The sequence below is a fragment of the Flavobacterium sp. AC105 genome (assembly GCF_979258495.1).
The window spans coordinates 2,144,743-2,164,501 of the sequence record NZ_OZ409860.1 but is presented as its reverse complement, the minus strand read 5'-3'; the positions used below and the strand labels follow the sequence as shown (position 1 = coordinate 2,164,501).

Below are 19,759 nucleotides of genomic sequence, written 5' to 3'. Positions count from 1 at the left end.
TAATTTATTTAGTAATTCTAAACCAATCTACTGCAACATTTCCCGAGTCATTTGTGACTTTTTCGCTTAAAGCAAAAAGTCCTAATTTAGCGCCAATCCATTTGCCTTCTTTTGAAACGAAATCAGTACCAATTGGCTGATACTTTTTATCATCTAAACTATAATAAAAGCTGCAAATACTGCCTTTTTTAATCGTAACCCTCAGGTAAATTGTATTGTTATTTATTAAAACAGGATTTGTCTCTGTCTCTAATATTTTTTTATCAAAAGTTCCTGTTTTTTGACTTAGGTATAGTTTTCCGTTTTCGTTCTTAAAACACAAATAACTATAATTTAAACCCATTATTATAAGTCCTGACGATTCGCCATTTAATCTTGTATTAAAAGTCAGTTTGGCTGTCGCCGAAAACACTTCAGCAGGAAATTTTTGTAACAACAAATTTGGTGCTTCAAAGATTTTCTGATCGTTTTTAATTGTTGTTTGACAAAATAAATTCAGATATCCCAAACTTGTCGGAAATCCCCAATTAATTTGAGCGTTTGCCTGCCATTGCCATTGTAATCCTAATTTTGGTCCATTAAATTCATCTGATTCTGCCGGAGTTTCTATTGGATATTTCTTCCCTACATTCGGTTTTTTAAATGTGGTTACCGGTTCTCCAATTCCGTTTTTATCAAAATCCTGTCCCATAACTGGCCAGTTATTTTCCCATTTCATAGGCTGCAAATGTACAATCCTGCCATAAGCACCTTTATCCTGAAAATGAATAAACCAATCTTCACCCGTTTGTGTTTGAACCCAGGCTCCTTGATGTGGACCATTTATAGCTGTTTTTCCCTGCTCTAAAACTTTCTTTTTCTCATAAGGACCAAAAACGTTTTTTGATCTTAAAACCGTTTGCCAGCCTGTTGCAACTCCTCCGGCAGGAGCAAAAATATAATAGTAATTTTTTCGTTTATAGAATTTTGGGCCTTCAATAGTTCCCTCACTTTCATGTCCGTCAATAATCATTACCTCGTCATTATTAGCAACTGTACCTTCTTCGTTCATCGTGCAAACTACCAGCAAACTTTTAATCTGTGCGCGGCTTCCCGCAAAGGCATGAACCAGATAAACTTTTCCGTCATCATCCCATAACGGACTTGGATCTATAAGTCCCTTTCCTTCTTTTACCAAAACAGGTTCTGACCAAGGTCCTTCAGCTTTCTTGGCTTTTATCATATAAATCCCGAAATCAGGATCCGGGTAATAAATATAAAATTCATTGTTATGAAAATTAATACTTGGCGCCCAAACTCCATTACCATGCTGCACTTTATTATACGTTTCTACAGGAAGCTGCTTAGTCAACGCATATCCTATAATAGTCCAGTTTACCAGATCTTTAGAATGTAAAATAGGTAATCCCGGAATGCAATTAAAAGACGATGCCGTCATATAAAAATCATCTCCCACACGCACCACATCCGGATCTGAATAATCTGCATGAATAATCGGATTGGTATAAGTTCCGTCACCATTGTCTGAAACCCAAGCTTGAGAAAAATTCTTCTGCATGAATAACATCGACAATAAAAGAAAGATGACTTTTATATTTTTCATTTTTAGGTAACTTGTTAAACTTTTAATTTGGCTAATATGTTTTTTTTAGGAGCTAATCCCGCTATCCGTTGGAAACGAAGTTCACTGAACTCCGAATAAAATAAAAATTAAGTGAAGTAATCTTTTGCTCCATTTCATTACACAAAAGGATTTCCACTTCTATCGGGGCTAGGATACTCATTTTCATAAGAATATTTTTCGTTCATTTTGTCAATTTCGACGGAGGAGAAATCGCACGCGTAAATCGACAAAGATTGGCGATTTACTTTATGGAGTTTCTAGTGCGATTTCTCCTCTGTCGAAATGACAAACTATGTGGCTTTTCTTCGTTATTTAAACCCAACAGGTTTTGAAAATCTGTCGGGTTTATGACAAGCTATTTCTATCTATTCAACTCTAAAGCGGCTAAAATAAATGGCCCTGTTGCTTTAGGATCGTTGTCTTTTTTTCTTTCTTTTACGTAATATTCATACGAACCATCACGATATGGTTTTCCGCCCAGACCTGCTACGGCACAAGCTTGTGTCAATGTGATTCCTCCGTCAGCATCAACTTTTATCAATTGTTTGGTTAAACCATCAAACGCTTTATTGGCTAACTTTTTATATTTTGCAGGTAAATATCCTTTATTGGCACCTTTTGCAAAAGCGTAAGCAAACATCGATGATCCTGATGCTTCCAGATAATTCCCTTCCTTATTGCCTTTATCCGTTACCTGATACCACAAACCGGATTTATCTTGATATTTGGCTAAACTAGTGGAAGCATTATTCAAATAACCAACCAATTCTTTTTGCTTTGGATGATCTTTTGGAAAATAATCCAGAACATCAACAAGCGCCATAACATACCATCCTAAAGCGCGTGACCAGAAATTAGGAGAAGTTCCGGTTTCTTTATTTGCCCAATCCATTTGTTTGCTTTCATCCCAACCGTGATATAATAAACCCGTTTTAGGATCTGTTGCGTGTTTCTGAATCAATTCGAATTGTTTTGCAACATCGTCTAATTCTTTTCCGTTTTCAAATGTCGTTGTGTATTCTGCATAAAACGGTTCTCCCATATACAATCCATCTAACCACATTTGGTTTGGATATATTTTTTTATGCCAAAATCCGCCACTTTCAGTTCTTGGCTGTTCCGCTAATTGTTTTCGCAATAATTGCATTGCTTTTAAATACTTCTCTTCTTTTGTTGTGTTATAAATATTAAACAATAAACGGCCGGAAACCACCATATCAATATTATAATTATCAAGTTCATAGGTTTTAATTGTTCCATCATTTTGAACAAAATTATCTACATAACCTTTTATATAAACTGGATATCTTGGGTCCGGATTTTTTTTATACAATTCTTCGATTGAATGCAAAACCAAACCATGCACATAATCCCATTTTGGTGTTTTAGAATCGTCGATCATATACGCTTCCGGATGGCGTTTCATCAAGGTCAAAGCCATTTTATCAGACCATTTTAAATCTTTAGAAATAACAATGTCCTTATTCGCAGGTTCTTGCGAAGTCACTTTACAACTTGTAAAAGTCATGGCACAAACTAATAAAACGGATGCTAAATAACCTTGCTTTCTATTCTTTTTCATTTTAAATATATTTATTTCTATTTATCTAATTCAAGCGCACTTAACATAAAAGCGGCTAAAGCTGGCGAACCATTATCTTTTGTTTTCCCGTTAATGTAATATTCATTTGAACCATCACGAAAAGGTTTTCCGCCCAAACCTACATTTGGCGAAACATTTAGAATATTTACTGCTCCGTTTTCTCCTATTTTGACAAATTCTTTTATAAATGTGTCAAAAGATTTCTTTGCTGTTTTTTTATAATTTGAAGGTAAATATCCTTTGTCACTTCCTTTTGCCAAAGCATAAATAATCATGGCTGAAGCTGATGGTTCTAGATAATTTCCTTTCAAATCCGGTTTGTCTGCAACCTGATACCACAAACCTGATTTGCTTTTATATTGGATTACATTTTTTGATATTTCATTCAAATAACTCACCAATTCTTTTTGTTTTGGATGGTTTTTTGGATAATAATCTAAAACTTCAACCAAAGCCATCATATACCAGCCAATTCCTCGTCCCCAAATTGTTGGAGATGTTCCTGTTTCCGGATTCGCCCACGCAATTTGTTTGCTTTCATCCCAACATTGATAGACTAAACCTATTTTTCTATCTCTAAAATGATTCTGAACCAATTCAAACTGTTTTGCGATATCGTCCAAAGCTTTACTATCTTCATATTTAACGGTGTATTGCGCATAAAAAGGCTCAGCCATATACAAACCATCAATCCACATTTGATTGGGATAAATTTGTTTGTGCCAAAAACCTCCGCTTGCTGTTCTGGGTTGGTTTTCGAGTTGTTTTCTTAACTGAAGAATTACTTTTTGATAGCGATCTTCTTTCGTTATATCATATAAATTAAAAAGAATTTTTCCCGGATTTATATAATCGATATTATATTCTTTCTCATCATATTTTTCAATATTACCCGAACTATCGATCATTTCATCGGCATATTCTTTTATGTAATTCAGGTATTTTGGATCATTTGTTTTTTGATATAATTTTTCAAAAGAAAACAATAAAAAACCCATTTTATAATCCCATTTTGGCTTTTCGTTTCCGTCGATTTGCCAGGCTTTTGGATAATTGTTTAAAACCGAAAGTGCGGTTCTTTCAGACCATTTTAAGTCTTTAGAAATGACATATTTATTTTGTCCAATTATTAAACTACTGCTAAACAGAAGAAAAATAATTAACCAATTAGGATGGTTTATTTTTATGAAAACATTTTTAAACATGAAATTCCTTTGTTGTTTTTTACCGGAGATTAATCGATTAATCTTAGCTCCTTTATTATTTTTTCTCGCAGATTTGGCAGATTGAGCAGATTTTTTTTTATCCTTTTAATCTGTGGCATTTTTTCTTTCACGCAGATTTTAAAAAGATTTGAGCAGATGCTCACAGATAATCTCTGTAATTATTCTTCAATTTTAAATCTGCTAAAATCTGCTGAATCTGCGTGAAACAAAATCATTTTAATCCTTTAATCTGTGGTATTTTTTCTTTCACGCAGATTTTAAAAAGATTTAAGCAGATTCAATTTTGAGAAATCAATTGTGGATAAGTATCTGCGGTCATCTGCTTAAATCTTTTTAAAATCTGCGGGAAATAATAATTTTTTTAATCTGAGGCTTTTATTCCATACAAAAATTACATTTTTCCTTTTTTGTTCAGAACTGCTAATTTTTCATCTAAATACTTTACAAATTCCTCTTTAGATTTAATACCGTTTTGCTCTTGTTCCCAAGCTCCTAAAAGATAAAACGAATGTGTTTTTGTTGTTGGTTTAAAAACAATAAGGTAATCCAAATCAGTATCTGCAATGTTTTCTACTGAGTTTGTTTCATAAAAAATAGCCATTCCTAATTTATCCGGAACTAACGATTGTTCACCGTAAGTGGCCAAATAAGCCCACTTTTTATTTTTACTTTCTTTCTTAAGTAATTCGGCATTTTTTTGTTTTACGATTCCGGTACAAATTCCTTTAATTTCTTTTGAAGCATGAATTTTATGTTCCGTATAAAGTTCATCCGGTTTTATTGTTAATTCTGATGTAAAATCAATTTTATCAGAAGCCGTCTTCCAACCATAATATTTTACTGTTACTTTAGATTCATTTAGCTTATTTTCAACATTCGCCAAAGTTGAATCTACGGTATGAAAATGCAGTTTTTCATTGTTTAAATAACGATCTATAGAACCAATTCCGATACCTTTACCGGCTTTTAGAATATCTGCTCCCCAATCGCTCATTTCGTGATACGAATCAAAATTATCCTGCCCCACTATTGGTAAAATATTAGCTGATGTTTTTTTTCCGAAAATATCAATGGCATTTCTCCAGTCAAGATACAAACGATATCCAATTCTGTTATTTTCCCAGCCTGGTCCTTCATAACGAATATCAAAAGAATGATCGGTATGTTCCGGAGCCAGTTTTAATTTATCAACATTCTTAAAAACAGTTCCGCCAATATATTTTCTGTTTTCCCATTTCCCATCTGTTTTTACGGATAATTCAGCGTAGGTTTTAGCCGTTTTAATGTCGTATTTATTTTGTGCTTTACATGCTGAAAGTCCAAAAACCAATACAGTTGATAAGGTTATTAATGTTTTCATTTGTTGTAATTTATTTAAATATTTTGTTTAAAAATTGTGTTGTATAAGTCAATGTTTCACCAAACCAGGGCTCAAAAAACCAAAAAGAATGTGGTGAATTTTCGATTGTTTTTACTTCGCTGTAAATTTTATTTTTGTTTAAAATCGCAATCATATCATCTCTTCCCGCATGAAACCTATCAAAACTACTGTTTATAAATAGTATGGGCGGTGTATCCTTATTGGTATGGCTTAAAGCCGAAGCATTTTTCCAATTCTCCGGATTTTCTTCATAAGAACTATTTAGCCAAAAAGATGCCATTTCACCTTCTTTTGATTCGGGATGTTTAAAAGCTAAGATTCCGTCTATATCGATAATTGCATTTACTTTTGAAGAAGATTTACTTTTATTGTCTGAATCTTCAAAAGCTAAATCTCCATTTGTCGTACCAATCAAAGCTGCCATTTGTCCGCCTGAAGAGCATCCTAAAATAGCAATTTTGTCCGGATCTACTCTGAATCTTTTAGCATTATCTTTTATAAATTTAATCGCATTTTTGACATCATAAATCGCCGCAGGATATTTTGCTTCAAGCGATAACCTGTATTCTATTGCAAAACAAGAATAGCCTTTTGAAGCTATTTCCTGTGCCAGAACATTCATCTGACTTTTATTTCCTGATTTCCAGCCTCCGCCATGAATCATGATTACGGCCGGATTTCTTTTTTTATTCTGATTTAAAAAAGCATCTAAATGTAATGCTCTATTTTTCTGTTGATTATATACAACATCATAAATCTCTTGAATATTTTTATTCTTTTGAGATTCTGCAATTTTTATAAAAGGATATTGCTTAATTAATTTAGCATAAGTACTTTTTATTGTGTAAGATGTATCAATATTATATTGGCTTTGAGCCGAAATAAAACTGGAAACCAACAATAAAAGCAACACTATTTTTTTCATTTCAATACTGATAATTTAGTTAAGAAAGGAGTTTGAGCATTTCAAACTCCTTTTTAACTTCTTCAAAAAAACAAAATAATCTCAAAAATTGTCAAATTACTAATATGCCGGGTTCTGAGGATAATTTTTACTTCTGTTCAAATCTAATGCTGATTGAGGAATTGGTCTTAAAATTTTAAGATTCCCATTTTGTCCGTTAAATGCGCTCGCACTCGTAACTTTCGGATTGTATAAAACAGTTCTTTCTACTAATGTTCCGGTACGTTTTAAATCGAACCAACGGTGGTATTCACCCAATAATTCTCTTCCTCTTTCGTCTAATATGGTGTTGATGTCAATTGATGTCAGAACAGGAATTGCTCCTGCTACTCCGCCTCCGGCTCTTCTTCTAACTTCGTTTAAACGTGCTAAGGCTGTTCCGGTTTGACCTGCTTTAAAATAAGCTTCGGCAGCAATTAAATATGTTTCTCCCAATCTTGAAATAATAAAATCACGTGTGCTGCTTCTGTTTGTTGCCGGCGTAATTGGTGTCGTGTTATAATTAGCACTTGTTGCGCCGCTATATGGTGCATTTGGATCATCAAATTTGCGAACCGGAATCAGGTTATAATCTCCTCCTGAAGGTGCAGATGAAGAATAAGTTCCCCAATTGTGATATCTGAAATTAGCTACTAATCTAGAAGCATTTGCTAATTTCCAGGCATCTCTGTCTGCAATTGTAAACCATTTTGGCTCATAGAAATCTGAAATTTTCAAAGCTGTTTTATCGGCTACATTATAATAATCATAATATTTGGCGTAGATTTCATTCATAAAAGTACCTTCCCAACGTTTATCTCCTTTTTCATATAATGATAAGGCATAAACGGTTGGACAAAGTGTATAACTTCTGTTTGGATATGGATTTCCGGCCGCAGCTGCACCTAAATACGAACTAAACCAATAGTTTTGTGAACTTCCTAAAGCTGTTGTTCCCGTTGCATTTGAAGCTACCGAAAACTGAACCGAAAAGATCGTCTCAGCATTCATTTCGTTTCCTGGTTTTACTACATTATCAAAAGATACATTTAGCGCCTGACCATTAATTACCTGATCTGCTAAAGTGGCAGCAGTTGTAAAATCTGCCGGAGTTCCAAAAGTTTCGTAACCTCTTGTCAAATAAACTTTTGCCAATAAATCCTGAACGGCTCTTTTATTAACTCTTCCGTTATAAGCTGCTGTACTTACTGCAGGAAGGGCTTCATTTAGGTCTTTCAAAATTTGTGTATAAACTTCTTCGGCAGTATTTCTATCGAAAGATGTAACTGCAGTGTTGATATTATCCAATACGACCGGAACTCCTCCGTAAGTTTGAACTAATAAAAAATAAGCGTTTGCTCTTAAAAATTTAAGTTCGCCAATTCTATTGTCTAATGTGCTTGATTTTTCTGTAAGGGTTGAATAATACAACCCTTTATTTGCTTGTTGAATCGCTGTATAACAGGTTCTGTACAATTGATCAACTCCTGCAGATGAAGACGATAAAGTCAAATATTTGGCTAATCCTTCCGGTTCCTGATTTCTTCCTTCAGAATACATATCTGTTCCTGCTTCAAACAACCACGGATCTCCTCCGTAAATATCTTTTAATGTTGCATAATTTGTATTTACCAACGATTCAAAACCTGCTGCGGTAAGAAAATATTGTTCGGCTGAACCGTAAGAACGATTGTCTTCTTCAATAAAATTAGAGCAAGAATTTAAGGTCATTGCCAGTATTGCTATACTTACTATTATTTTTTTCATTTTTTCTAATTTAAAATTTTAAACTTAATCCCATTTGAACCGTCATTGTTGCCACACGATTAACTGCTAAAGCTGCAGTTGCCCATTCTGGGTCATATCCTTCGTAAGGTGTAATTACAAACGGATTCAAGACATTAACATAAAAACGCATGCTTTTAAGTTTTAATTTATCTAATAGATCATTATTCAAACTATATCCTAAAGCTATATTTTGAACTTTTACGAATGATGCATTTTTATAGAAAGCAACGTTATTGGTATCATAATAAACCCCGGCGCCACGTGGCAAAGGATTTGTGTTTGAATATTGTTGCGGAATTCCTGCACCATTAGCCGGAATATACCAATCGTCAAGATCTAATTTTTGACGGCCTCTGTCTGTAACGTCAGCAAAATTGTCGTGGAAACCGCTAAATACAGTCATTCCCTGATTGGTAATTAATGACATTGATAAATCAAATTGTTTTACTCTCAAGGTTGTAGAAAAACTTCCGGACCATTTTGGATCGTAATTTCCTAAAATTGCCCTGTCGTTATTGGCATCAATTTTACCATCATTATTTAAATCTTTTACTCGTGCTTCTCCCGGTTTCTGACCGTAAGAAAGTGCTTTTGCAGCTTCGCTTTCCTGCCAAACCCCATCAAAAACATAATTATAATATGAGTGAACATTTTCGCCAATAAATAAGTTGTTTCCAACATCATCTACCTCATCTTGTCCGTAAATAGATTCTAATTTATTTACATTTTTAGTGAATGTAAAGCTGGTTTCCCAAGACACATTTTTCGTCTGAATATTTTTGGTAACCAATGCGGCTTCTATACCTTTATTTCTAATAGAACCAACATTTGAAGTAATTGTAGGAACTCCAATTTCTAACGGAAGTGCTTGTTGAAACAATAAATCTTTAGACAAACGATCGTAAACATCTACACTACCTGAGATTCTGTTTTTTGCAAATCCAAAATCTAAACCTAAGTTTACCTCTCTTGTTTTTTCCCAGCCTAAATCAGTATTTCCTAAGCTTGAAGCGGCGTAACCATTTGCAATTGTGCCATTAAAATCATAATAAGTTGGGGTTTTTAAAACACTTAAACTTGAATATGGCGCCACATTATCGTTTCCGGTGTAACCAATACTTCCTCTTAATTTTAAATTTGAAATAAAACTTACGTTTTTCAAAAATGATTCCTGATGAATATTCCATCCTAAAGCTACAGATGGGAAAGCCGTCCATTTATTGCCTTCAGCCAAAACTGAAGATCCATCATATCTTACCGAAGCGGTTAATAAATAACGCCCTTTATAAGTATAATTTAAACGCGCTGCATAAGATTCTAACGTATTTTTAGAATATGGAATATAAATTCCGGACGGGATTAATGCTATACTTCCTGAAGGAGTTAAAGAATAAGTCGATTGCGGTCCTGAACCAAGATTGTAGTAACCTGTTTCGAAAGGGTTTTCTCTTGATGAAGAAAAATAAGTTTCGGTTGTATTGGAGTAAAAACTCTGAAGCAATAAAACGTTGAAAACGTGATTTTCTTTAAACGTATAATTGATATTAAACTGATTATCCCAAGTATAATTAAAGTTCTGAACATTTGTTATATCACCAGATGGTAAACTTTTGTTTTTAAGACCAAAATCGGTTTGTGCTCCAAGAGATCTTCCTTCTCTTGCATTTACAGATCCGGCAGAAAAAGTAGACCTAAAAGACAACCAATTTGTAAATTTATATTCTCCGAATATATTACCAATTGTTGTCATTCTTTTTATCTGATCACTTGAATTCGCAATTTCTAAAAGCGGATTATAAGAACCTGTTTTATTGATTGCAAGTGTACCATTTGGATATCTTAAAGTACCTGGCTGCTGTGCATAAGTCCCAACTATTTCGTTACCATCTGCATCAATTGCCCAAGGCGAAGTATAAGGATTTTGTCTAAAAGCTTCCTGCATTGCAGTTGCGCTTCCTAATTGTTCGTCTGTTTTAGACAAAGTAAGGTTTACACCAAATGAAATTTTATCGTTTACTTTATGATTCAAACCTGCTTTGAAGTTGTATTTGTCAATTCCTTCGTTATCAATAACTCCAGTTTCTTTTTGAGCTCCTAAACCTATGTTATACGATAATCCGTTATCGGCACGACCGGAAACATTTAGGTAATTATTTTGAGTCATACCGCCTTTTAGAACTGCATCCTGCCAATTATAACTTTGGTTATTGGCAACTCTGTTAAATAAAACCGGATTTGTTCCTGCTTGTCCAACTGCCGTATTTAATTCCGTTGCGTCGATATCCATAAAAGTTGGATTCGTAGCTGAAATTGTAGTGGCTAAAAATGCCGATTGATGGTAATACCACCATTTTTCCGGACTCATTAATTTAGGTAATCTTACGGCTTGTTTACCACCATAAGAACTTTCAAAAGAAACCGTTACTCCAGCCTTAGCATTTGCGCCGCTTTTGGTTGTTACAATAATAACCCCGCTTCCTCCTCTTGAACCGTAAATTGCTGCAGAAGATGCATCTTTTAAAACATCCATTCTGGCAATATCCTGTGGATTTAAGAAATCAATATTGTCTGTGGGAACTCCGTCAACAACAAAAAGGGGTTTAGATCCGTCTTTATTAATAGAGTTTGTTCCTCTAATAATAACATTAAAACCATCACCTATTCGACCAGAATTAGACGTTACCTGAACCCCGGCAATACCTCCCTGAATCGCCTCCATTGGGTTGGTTACATTTCTCTCGGTTATTTTAGCAGCTGATAAAGTGTTTACAGCTCCGGTTAGATCTGTCTTTTTAACAGATCCATAACCCACAACAACAACTTCGCTAAGTGAGTTTGATTGTTCTGAAAGACTCACATTTACCCTTGATTTTCCTGCAATACTAACTTCCTGAGTCTGAAAACCCAGATAGCTAATCACTAAAACAGCTCTGTTATTTGTTACATTTATTTTAAAACTACCTTCAAAATCTGTTGAAGTTCCGTTTTTAGTTCCTTTCTCCTGAATGTTTACACCTGGGAGTGCTAATCCGGCAGCATCAGTAATCTTTCCCTCTATCGCACTCGACTGAGCGCTGATAGTGTTGCTCAACAGGAAGTTGAGGAAAAATAAAAACACAAGATTGTATTTTATTTTTTTCTTGAATGGTTGTTTAATGTTCATAGTTTAGTTAATTGGTTTGGTTAAATTATAGTTGTTAGTTTGTAATAGATTCTACTTTTTTTCCATTGATATAAGTGCTTATAAAATTTATATTTTTTACATTTTTTAAGGAATAAACTGAATCCACTTTCTGAATTACAACGTTCTTAAATGTTATATTTTCTATCGGAGATTCTGCATATCCATCAGCTAAAATCCCGAATTTCCCTCCGTTTTTAACCTTAATATTTTCGAGACTGATATTTTTTATTGTTGGAATAAAATTTCCAACCTGACTTCCGTAAACATCATAAAACATGGTAACTCGCAAAACGCATTCTTTTACAGTTCCTACTTCGATATTTCTAACATAAATATCTTCTGTTGTTCCTCCGCGTTTCGAATTGGTTTTTATTCTGATAGCCCTTTCAAGATTTGGACTGTCCATCACGCAATTTTCCACAAAAACATTATTTACTCCGGCGGTTATTTCACTTCCCATTACAACGCCGCCGTGACCATCGATCATTTTGCAATTCTGAACAATTATGTTTTTACTCAGAATTCCAACTCTTCTTCCGTCAGCATCTCGGCCTGATTTTATGGCAATACAATCGTCACCGGTATTAAAAGTGCAGTTTTTGATGAGAATATTTTGAGAATATTCCGGATCACAGCCATCATTATTAGGTCCGTGGCTGTTAACCGTTACGCCATCAACAATTATATTATTTGATTTTAAAGGATGTAAAATCCAAAAAGGAGCATTTATAACCGTAATATCTTTTATTAAAACTGTATTACATTCAAAAAATTCTATAAAATTGGGGCGCAAATAATGTCCTTCTCCAAAAATCCTTTCATTAACCGGAACACTTTTTTCAGCCATTTCAATCAAGGAAGGACGATTAAGAGCATCATTTTGAGATGGAATTCCTTTTTCCCAGCCATAATATTTACTTCCGGCCCAAATCCACCAATTTGTATTATTAGCTTGTCCGTTTAATGTTCCTTTTCCGGTTATGGCAACATTAGTTTTATTCTTTGCATATATAAGAGGAGAATGATTCATCAATTCCGTTCCTTCAAATGAAGTGTGCACCAAAGGATAATCTTTTGAATTGATACTAAACAAAATTTCCGCTTTATCTTCCATATGCAAATTCACATTGCTTTCTAAATGTATCGGTCCGGTTAAGTATTTCCCATTCGGAACCACAACTTTTCCTCCTCCATTTTCAGAACAAGCTTTAATTGCTTTTTCAAAAGCCAGCGTATTCATCGTTTTTCCATCTGCTACAGCACCATAATTATTGATATTATATATTTTATCTAAAAAGTGAGTTTCAGGAATGCTTTTTACTATTAATTCCATTTTTTTCCACGGATCGGCTTCTGAGCTATTTGAAACTTGTTTTCCACATGATAAAAACAACATGACAAAGGCACTAAAAAGTATTCCAGTTTTAGACGTTATAAACTTATTTACAAACATTTATGGTGTATTTTTTGATTTTCAATATACAGAAATCAATAATTATGTAATCGATTACACGAAAATATAAAATTTGTTTCAATGCAACAAATTTATTTGGAAAAAATTTATATATTTAATTTTTATTTTGAATTATATTTACACTTAATGTAAAAAATATTGTAATTTATTATGATTGTAGAACTGAAAACGTTGTAGTTATTAAGTATGGTAATCGATAACAATTTATATTTGATAATAAAAAAATATGTATTTTTGTCTTGAAAATTAATCCGAAAAACTTTTTGAATGAGCGAAAAAATAACCATTTATGATATTGCTGAAAAATTAAATATCACTGCTGCTACTGTTTCAAGGGCTTTAAACAATAATCCGAAGATAAAAGAAAGCACGCGTGAGCTGGTTCTTAAAACCGCTGCAGCGATGAACTATAAGCAGAATAAATTGGCGCTGGCTTTAAAAAGTGGTCGTAGTAATAATATAGGTGTTATTGTTCCTCGTATTGACAGTAACTTTTTCGCTTCTGTCATCAGGGGAATCGAAGAAGAACTTCATCCACATGGTTATCAGGTTATTATCTGTCAGACTCATGAAGATCCAAAAAGAGAAAATGAAAATTTATATACCTTAATAGATGCGCAGGTTGACGGAATTATCATGTCAGTTACTGATGTAACTAATGAAAATGATGGCGCTTTTCATAATGTTCTGGAAAAAAATGTTCCTTTAATCTTTTTCGATAGAAACAAACATATAGATGGTGTAAGTTCTGTAACCATCAATGACTTTAAGGGCGGATATATAACCACCAAACATCTTATTGATGAAGGTTGCAGATGTATTGCTCATTTTTCTGGAGATCAGTCTCTTGATATTTTCAAAAATCGTTTTTTAGGATACAAACAAGCTTTATTGGATAACGGAATAACTTTTAAAGAAGAATATGTAATTCGTACCAAAAGTAGTGTGGAAGCCGGAAAAGAAGCGATTGACATTTTATTACAATTAGAAACTCCGCCTGATGCTCTCTTTTCTTCGAGTGATTTTGCGGCTTTGGGTGCAATTCAGGAATTAAAAGAAAGAAATATCAGCATTCCAAACGAGTTTTGTGTAGCAGGTTTCAGCAATGAACCTTTTACTAAATTCATGGAATTATCGATAACTTCTGTTGATCAGTCTCCGCTTGAAATGGGTAAAATGTCAGCACGCGTTTTTTTAGAACAAGTTGACAAAACCAATACAATCAAAATCGAAAAAAGGTAGTTCTCGCACCGGAATTACATATTCGTAAATCATCGTCAAGAACTACCTTTTAGTTTTTTTTTGTCACAGATTTAAAGGATTTTTTAGCCACGAATTCACGAATTATTCTAATTAATTTTACGCAATCATTCGTGAATTCGTGGCTATTTTTTAAGACATTGTATTAATCTTTTTAATCTGTGGCAAAAAATTTGAGACATAGCTTAATGAAACTTAATATCTTAATGGTTAGAAAAAAAGCCCACTGTTAAATGAGCTTATATCTTAATCTTTAAATTCCTTATAACGAAACTCCTCTTTTCCAAGGAATAAATACATCTTGTTTCAACTGGTCTGCTTTTGTTTCCACGTTTCCGCTCGCCAATTCTATAATGTAATCTACTATTTCTGCTCCAACCTCGGTAATGGTTTTTTCACCAGTAATCACCGTTCCGGCATTTACATCGATAATATCAGACATTCTATTAATTAATGCCGTATTCGAAGAAATTTTTACAACGGGTGCAATCGGATTTCCCATCGGATTTCCTAAACCTGTGGTAAATAAAACAACTGTTGCGCCCGATCCAACCAATCCTGTGGTACATTCTGCGTCATTTCCCGGCGTATTTAAAAGATTTAATCCTGGCTTTGAAATATATTCTCCGTAGTCTAAAACATCTACAACAGGCGAAGTTCCACCTTTTTTAGCTGCGCCGGCAGATTTCATTGCATCTGTAATTAATCCGTCTTTGATGTTTCCCGGAGATGGATTCATATCAAACCCTGAACCTGCATCTACAACTGATTTTTCAAAAGCTTTCATTAAAGTTAAAAACTTATCTGCTTTTTCTTCGTCCACACATCGGTTCATCAATTCTTGCTCAACGCCACATAATTCCGGAAACTCTGCCAAAATTGTTTTCCCTCCCAAAGCTGCAAAAATATCTGAAACAATTCCTAATGCCGGATTAGCGGAAATTCCTGAAAACCCGTCAGACCCTCCACATTCTAAACCAATACTTAGCTTTGAAAGAGGAGCAGGTTTGCGTTCAATTTTGTTGGCTCTTTTAATGGCTTCGTAAGAATCTTTAATCACCATTTGAAACATTTGATCAGTAGTTCCAATTTGTTGTTGCTCATAGATCAAAATTTCTTTATCACTATTCGGACTCATTTCTTTCAATGCCTTTTTAAAAATATCAACTTGCAAATTTTGGCAACCTAAACTTAAAACAGTTGCACCTGCAACATTGGGGTTATTCACATATCCTGCAAGCAGTTTTGCCAACAATTCCGAATCTTGTCGAATCCCTCCACAACCACCTTGATGATTGATAAATTTTACTTCGACATTATCTAAAAGATTTTCATTTAAATTTTTATCCGAAACTTCTTCTACGCTTTTTTCTTCAATTAAAGAGCGTAACAAATTTTTATAAGAAACTTCTTTTTTGGGCATTAATTCGTTTTCGAAAATATCTTTCAGTTTTTCGATATTTTTGTTTTCACAAAAAACCAATGGAAAAAACAACCAAACGTTTTTGGTTCCAACTTGTCCGTCAGTACGGTGGTATCCGTTGAAAGTTTTGTCTTTCCAACGATCTACATTTGGTGGAGTCCAGCCTAAATTTCCGTTTTTACCAAAAACTTTTTCACTTTGATGTTTTACATTTTCGGTGGTAATTACTTCTCCTTTTTTTATAGGTTTAGCAGCTTTTCCAACCAAAACACCATACATTATAATATCATTACCAATTGTAAAATCTTTCTCTGCGATTTTATGTTTTGCTTTAACATCAGTTGTTGGTGAGACGGTAGTTCCTTCAAACATAATTTGTTCGTTTTGTACCAAATCGGTTAAAGCGACAATTACGTTATCTACTGGGTTGACTTTTATTATTTTTTTTTGAGTTGCCATGATTAAGCGTTCTGAGTTGTAATATGTAATTGTTTTTGAAAATTGACAAAACCTTGTTCAATTCCGTTTGCATTAATTTCCTCCAAAGCTGTTGTAATTGCTTTTGTCAAGCCCGGAATTAGCGTTAAATCTTCATCCCAGAAACTTTTATTCTGCAAAGTAAGTCTTGCTATTTTGTTATAATCATCAGATTTCCAAAGTCCATCGAAGAAAGTAACAATATCTTCGCTATCATTTACCGGTAAATTTTCACCTTTCCAAGTTCCTTTATAAAAACGAATTAAAGCTGCAAATGCAAACGTTAAATGAACCGGAAGTTTGTGGTGAATATCAACATATCCTGTTAAACTTGGTAATACACGAACTTTGAATTTAGAAATTGAATTTAAAGCAATTGAGGACAATAAATGCTTGATAAACGGATTTCTAAAACGGTCTAATATTTCTTCGGCAAAACTGGTTAATTCCGCTTTATCCATGTTCAGCGTTTCATTGATTTCATCAAAAACAGCTTTGTTTACAAATTCTCCTGTAAACGCATTATCAACGGTTTCTTTAACGGTTTCATTTCCGTAAAGCAAAGAGAACGGAACCATTGCAGTATGTGCTCCATTTAAAATTCTAACTTTTCGTGTGCGATACGGCTGCATATCTGCCACGATTTTGACATCTAAATCTGTTTTTTCAAACGGAAGTTTTGCTTTCAGTTTATCATCTCCTTCAATTACCCACAAAAAGAAACTTTCGGCACTTACAATCAAATCATCTTTATAATCGAGTTGACTGTTGTATTCTTCAATTTGATCTTTTGGATATCCCGGAACAATTCTATCTACCAAAGTATTATGGAACGTACAATCATTGATCAGCCATAATTTAAAATCAGCTTCTAAATTCCAATCGATACAATATTTTAAAATAATTTCCTTTAAAGTGTCTGAATTATAATTAATTAACTCGCAAGGAATAATGGTTAAAGCTTTCGATTTATCTCCATTAAAATGTTTAAATCTTTCATGTAAAAGTACAGTTAATTTTGCAGGAAAAGAAACCGGCGGCTGCATTGTTGGACGATCTGATGCTATGTATTCAATTCCGGCTTCTGTTGTGTTTGAAATGATAAAAGCCAGTTCTTCTTCTTTGGCTAAAGCCAAAAATTCCTGAAAAGAAGCATAAGGATCAATCGCTTTTACAATATTGGTAATCAATTCTTTTTCCTGAATTTCCTGACCTTTCTTTACGCCTTTCATGAATAGCGTATATAAACCATCCTGAGCATTAATCATATTAACCAAACCTTTATCAATAGGCTGTACAACGGCGATTCCGGCATTAAAATCAGCTTTTTGATTTAATTTCTGAAAAGCATATTCTACAAAAGCCCTTAAAAAATTACCTTCGCCAAATTGTACTATTTTAATCGGAAGTTTGTTTGAAAACTCTGTATTTGATCTGTTTATTTTTTCCATTATAATTGCTGTAAAGTGTTATAAATAACCCCAATAAATACCTTATTCAATTTTTATAATTTTCACATTGTAAAAGAAACATTACACCTGTTATCTATAAAATAAAACTTGCTGTGAGGAATGACAAGCTTTATTTTCCTGCAAGCGTAATGCTCTGTTACAATCTCTAAAAATCTAAAAAAACCATTGTCAATAAGGAATTGGCATGATTACTTCCTTATTTATTTTTTATATTTTTAATGATGTCAAGCACCTGATTTACTTTTGTTTTTAATCCTTCAAAATCATTAGTATCCAAAATATCTTTTGAGATTAATTGTGACCCGATTCCAACACAATAGGCACCTGCATTAAACCACGATGTCAAGCTTTCAACCGTTGGCAAAACACCTCCTGTTGGCATAATATTCGTCCACGGACACGGGCCTTTTATGGCTTTTATAAACTCTGGTCCGTAAATATCTCCAGGGAATAATTTCACCACTTCGCAACCCAGCTCTTCTGCTCTGGCAATTTCTGTTAGTGTTCCGCAACCTGGTGACCATAATACTTTACGACGGTTACAGGCAATGGCAATATCTTCCCTAAAAACCGGAGTTACAATAAAATTAGCGCCCAAACTCATGTATAACGAAGCTGCTGCAGCATCAGTAATAGAACCAACTCCCAGGATCATTCCCGGCAATTCAGCCAAAGCATATTTGTTTAAAGCTCCAAAAACTTCATGCGCAAAATCGCCTCTGCTGGTAAATTCCATTAAGCGTGCGCCGCCGTCATAACAGGCTTTCAGCACTTTTTTACTAATTTCAATATCCGAATGAAAAAAGAGCGGAACCATTCCGTTTTCCTTCATCGTTAAAGCCACTTCAATTCTTGAATATTTTGCCATATATTTATTATTATCTTGATACTAATCCTGCCGAATTACCATCAATCATATTTTCAACTTCTTTTAAGGTTACCAGATTATAATCGCCTGCAATAGTGTGTTTAAGACAACAAGCTGCCACCGCAAAGTCTAATGCTTTCTGATTGTTATTTTGATATTCCAACAATCCGTAAATTAATCCGCCCATAAAAGCATCACCACTTCCTACTCGATCCACAACTGGTGTAACTTCTTTAATTCCGGCATTGTAAATCATTTTTCCGTCAAATAGAATTCCTCCTATTCTTTGATGCGAAGCACTTACTGAATAACGTAAAGTCGTCGCAACAGTTTTTAAATTCGGAATTAAATCAAACAACTTTGTATATAAAACCGGAAGTGATTTCTCGTCCTGATAATTCGGGTTTACTTTTGAAATTCCTAACATGAAATAGGCGGTATCAATATCTCCTAAGATAACATTACTGTATTGCAACATTTCCGGCATCACATCGCTTGGTGCTTTGCCGTATTGCCATAATTTTGATCTGTAATTTAAGTCACACGAAATCGTGATTCCCATTTTGTGGGCCACTTTAATTGCTTCTAAACAAGCTTCGGCAGCTGTTTCAGAAATCGCTGGTGTAATACCACTCCAGTGAAACCAGTTTGCGCCTTCCAGAACTTTTTCCCAGTCAATAATTCCTTTTTCAATAGTTGCCATCGAACTGTGGGCACGGTCATAAACCACATTACTTCCACGAGTTCCTGCTCCGGTTTCCAGAAAATAGATTCCTAAACGTTCGCCTCCAAAAACTATATTTTTAGATTCTACGTTCATTTTTCGCATTTCTTTTAGTGCAGAACCTCCAATTTCATTTTCGGGTAATCTTGTCACAAACTCAGCATTTACACCATAATTTGCCAAAGACACGCAAACATTAAATTCTCCGCCTCCGTAAGAAGCGCCAAAATCCTTAGCTTGTGAAAAACGTAAATGCCTCTCTGTCGAAAGACGCAACATTATTTCACCAAATGCAACTACTTTATTCATATA

12 protein-coding genes and 1 pseudogene are annotated in these 19,759 nt (G+C 34.1%); 1 reads left to right on the top strand and 12 read right to left on the bottom strand.

Going from position 1 to position 19,759, the window contains the following annotated elements:
* Window positions 1-4: 4 nt before the first annotated feature.
* From ACZ0AH_RS09450 to ACZ0AH_RS09415, 8 genes are all read right to left on the bottom strand, one after another.
* The gene (locus ACZ0AH_RS09450; RefSeq protein ID WP_463475546.1) at window positions 5-1,603 is read right to left on the bottom strand and encodes a glycoside hydrolase family 43 protein; all 1,599 of its coding nucleotides are present in this window, start codon (window positions 1,601-1,603) and stop codon (window positions 5-7) included.
* Between the two features lie 382 nt (window positions 1,604-1,985).
* On the bottom strand, window positions 1,986-3,206 hold the full coding sequence (locus ACZ0AH_RS09445; RefSeq protein ID WP_463475545.1) for a glycoside hydrolase family 88/105 protein: 1,221 nt from the start codon (window positions 3,204-3,206) through the stop codon (window positions 1,986-1,988).
* 17 nt (window positions 3,207-3,223) lie between these two features.
* Window positions 3,224-4,432 carry a glycoside hydrolase family 88/105 protein gene (locus ACZ0AH_RS09440; protein ID WP_463475544.1) on the bottom strand — a complete coding sequence of 403 codons (1,209 nt, stop codon included), beginning with the start codon at window positions 4,430-4,432 and terminating at the stop codon, window positions 3,224-3,226.
* 412 nt (window positions 4,433-4,844) lie between these two features.
* Window positions 4,845-5,813, bottom strand: coding sequence for a DUF4861 family protein (locus ACZ0AH_RS09435; protein WP_463475543.1), 969 nt, complete (start codon window positions 5,811-5,813; stop codon window positions 4,845-4,847).
* A 10-nt stretch (window positions 5,814-5,823) separates the two neighbouring features.
* Window positions 5,824-6,759 carry an alpha/beta hydrolase fold domain-containing protein gene (locus ACZ0AH_RS09430; RefSeq protein WP_463475542.1) on the bottom strand — a complete coding sequence of 312 codons (936 nt, stop codon included), beginning with the start codon at window positions 6,757-6,759 and terminating at the stop codon, window positions 5,824-5,826.
* A gap of 99 nt (window positions 6,760-6,858) precedes the next feature.
* On the bottom strand, window positions 6,859-8,544 hold the full coding sequence (locus ACZ0AH_RS09425; protein WP_463475541.1) for a RagB/SusD family nutrient uptake outer membrane protein: 1,686 nt from the start codon (window positions 8,542-8,544) through the stop codon (window positions 6,859-6,861).
* Window positions 8,545-8,554: 10 nt separating this feature from the next.
* Window positions 8,555-11,728, bottom strand: coding sequence for a SusC/RagA family TonB-linked outer membrane protein (locus ACZ0AH_RS09420; protein WP_463475540.1), 3,174 nt, complete (start codon window positions 11,726-11,728; stop codon window positions 8,555-8,557).
* 34 nt (window positions 11,729-11,762) lie between these two features.
* Window positions 11,763-13,202, bottom strand: coding sequence for a glycoside hydrolase family 28 protein (locus ACZ0AH_RS09415; protein WP_463475539.1), 1,440 nt, complete (start codon window positions 13,200-13,202; stop codon window positions 11,763-11,765).
* Window positions 13,203-13,490: 288 nt separating this feature from the next.
* Here ACZ0AH_RS09415 and ACZ0AH_RS09410 point away from each other — a divergent pair.
* Window positions 13,491-14,518 (top strand): annotated as a pseudogene (locus ACZ0AH_RS09410) (LacI family DNA-binding transcriptional regulator).
* Window positions 14,519-14,745: 227 nt separating this feature from the next.
* On the opposite strand, the gene ACZ0AH_RS09405 reads toward ACZ0AH_RS09410, so the two are convergent.
* The 4 genes from ACZ0AH_RS09405 to ACZ0AH_RS09390 all read right to left on the bottom strand — a co-directional run bounded on the left by ACZ0AH_RS09405 (window position 14,746) and on the right by ACZ0AH_RS09390 (window position 19,756).
* Window positions 14,746-16,365 carry a UxaA family hydrolase gene (locus ACZ0AH_RS09405; protein ID WP_463475538.1) on the bottom strand — a complete coding sequence of 540 codons (1,620 nt, stop codon included), beginning with the start codon at window positions 16,363-16,365 and terminating at the stop codon, window positions 14,746-14,748.
* Window positions 16,366-16,367: 2 nt separating this feature from the next.
* A complete protein-coding gene (locus ACZ0AH_RS09400) occupies window positions 16,368-17,834 on the bottom strand; it encodes a tagaturonate reductase (RefSeq protein ID WP_463475537.1) in 1,467 nt (488 codons plus the stop codon).
* 217 nt (window positions 17,835-18,051) lie between these two features.
* Window positions 18,052-18,723, bottom strand: coding sequence for a bifunctional 4-hydroxy-2-oxoglutarate aldolase/2-dehydro-3-deoxy-phosphogluconate aldolase (locus tag ACZ0AH_RS09395; RefSeq protein ID WP_463475536.1), 672 nt, complete (start codon window positions 18,721-18,723; stop codon window positions 18,052-18,054).
* A gap of 10 nt (window positions 18,724-18,733) precedes the next feature.
* The gene (locus tag ACZ0AH_RS09390; protein WP_463475535.1) at window positions 18,734-19,756 is read right to left on the bottom strand and encodes a PfkB family carbohydrate kinase; all 1,023 of its coding nucleotides are present in this window, start codon (window positions 19,754-19,756) and stop codon (window positions 18,734-18,736) included.
* Window positions 19,757-19,759 lie beyond the last annotated feature (3 nt).

Excerpts from the sequence above, each read along its gene's own strand:
- ACZ0AH_RS09450 (WP_463475546.1), bottom strand. The coding sequence starts at position 1,603 with ATGAAAAATATAAAAGTCATCTTTCTTTTATTGTCGATGTTATTCATG.
- ACZ0AH_RS09445 (WP_463475545.1), bottom strand. The coding sequence starts at position 3,206 with ATGAAAAAGAATAGAAAGCAAGGTTATTTAGCATCCGTTTTATTAGTT.
- ACZ0AH_RS09440 (WP_463475544.1), bottom strand. The coding sequence starts at position 4,432 with ATGTTTAAAAATGTTTTCATAAAAATAAACCATCCTAATTGGTTAATT.
- ACZ0AH_RS09435 (WP_463475543.1), bottom strand. The coding sequence starts at position 5,813 with ATGAAAACATTAATAACCTTATCAACTGTATTGGTTTTTGGACTTTCA.
- ACZ0AH_RS09430 (WP_463475542.1), bottom strand. The coding sequence starts at position 6,759 with ATGAAAAAAATAGTGTTGCTTTTATTGTTGGTTTCCAGTTTTATTTCG.
- ACZ0AH_RS09425 (WP_463475541.1), bottom strand. The coding sequence starts at position 8,544 with ATGAAAAAAATAATAGTAAGTATAGCAATACTGGCAATGACCTTAAAT.
- ACZ0AH_RS09420 (WP_463475540.1), bottom strand. The coding sequence starts at position 11,728 with ATGAACATTAAACAACCATTCAAGAAAAAAATAAAATACAATCTTGTG.
- ACZ0AH_RS09415 (WP_463475539.1), bottom strand. The coding sequence starts at position 13,202 with ATGTTTGTAAATAAGTTTATAACGTCTAAAACTGGAATACTTTTTAGT.
- ACZ0AH_RS09405 (WP_463475538.1), bottom strand. The coding sequence starts at position 16,365 with ATGGCAACTCAAAAAAAAATAATAAAAGTCAACCCAGTAGATAACGTA.
- ACZ0AH_RS09400 (WP_463475537.1), bottom strand. The coding sequence starts at position 17,834 with ATGGAAAAAATAAACAGATCAAATACAGAGTTTTCAAACAAACTTCCG.
- ACZ0AH_RS09395 (WP_463475536.1), bottom strand. The coding sequence starts at position 18,723 with ATGGCAAAATATTCAAGAATTGAAGTGGCTTTAACGATGAAGGAAAAC.
- ACZ0AH_RS09390 (WP_463475535.1), bottom strand. The coding sequence starts at position 19,756 with ATGAATAAAGTAGTTGCATTTGGTGAAATAATGTTGCGTCTTTCGACA.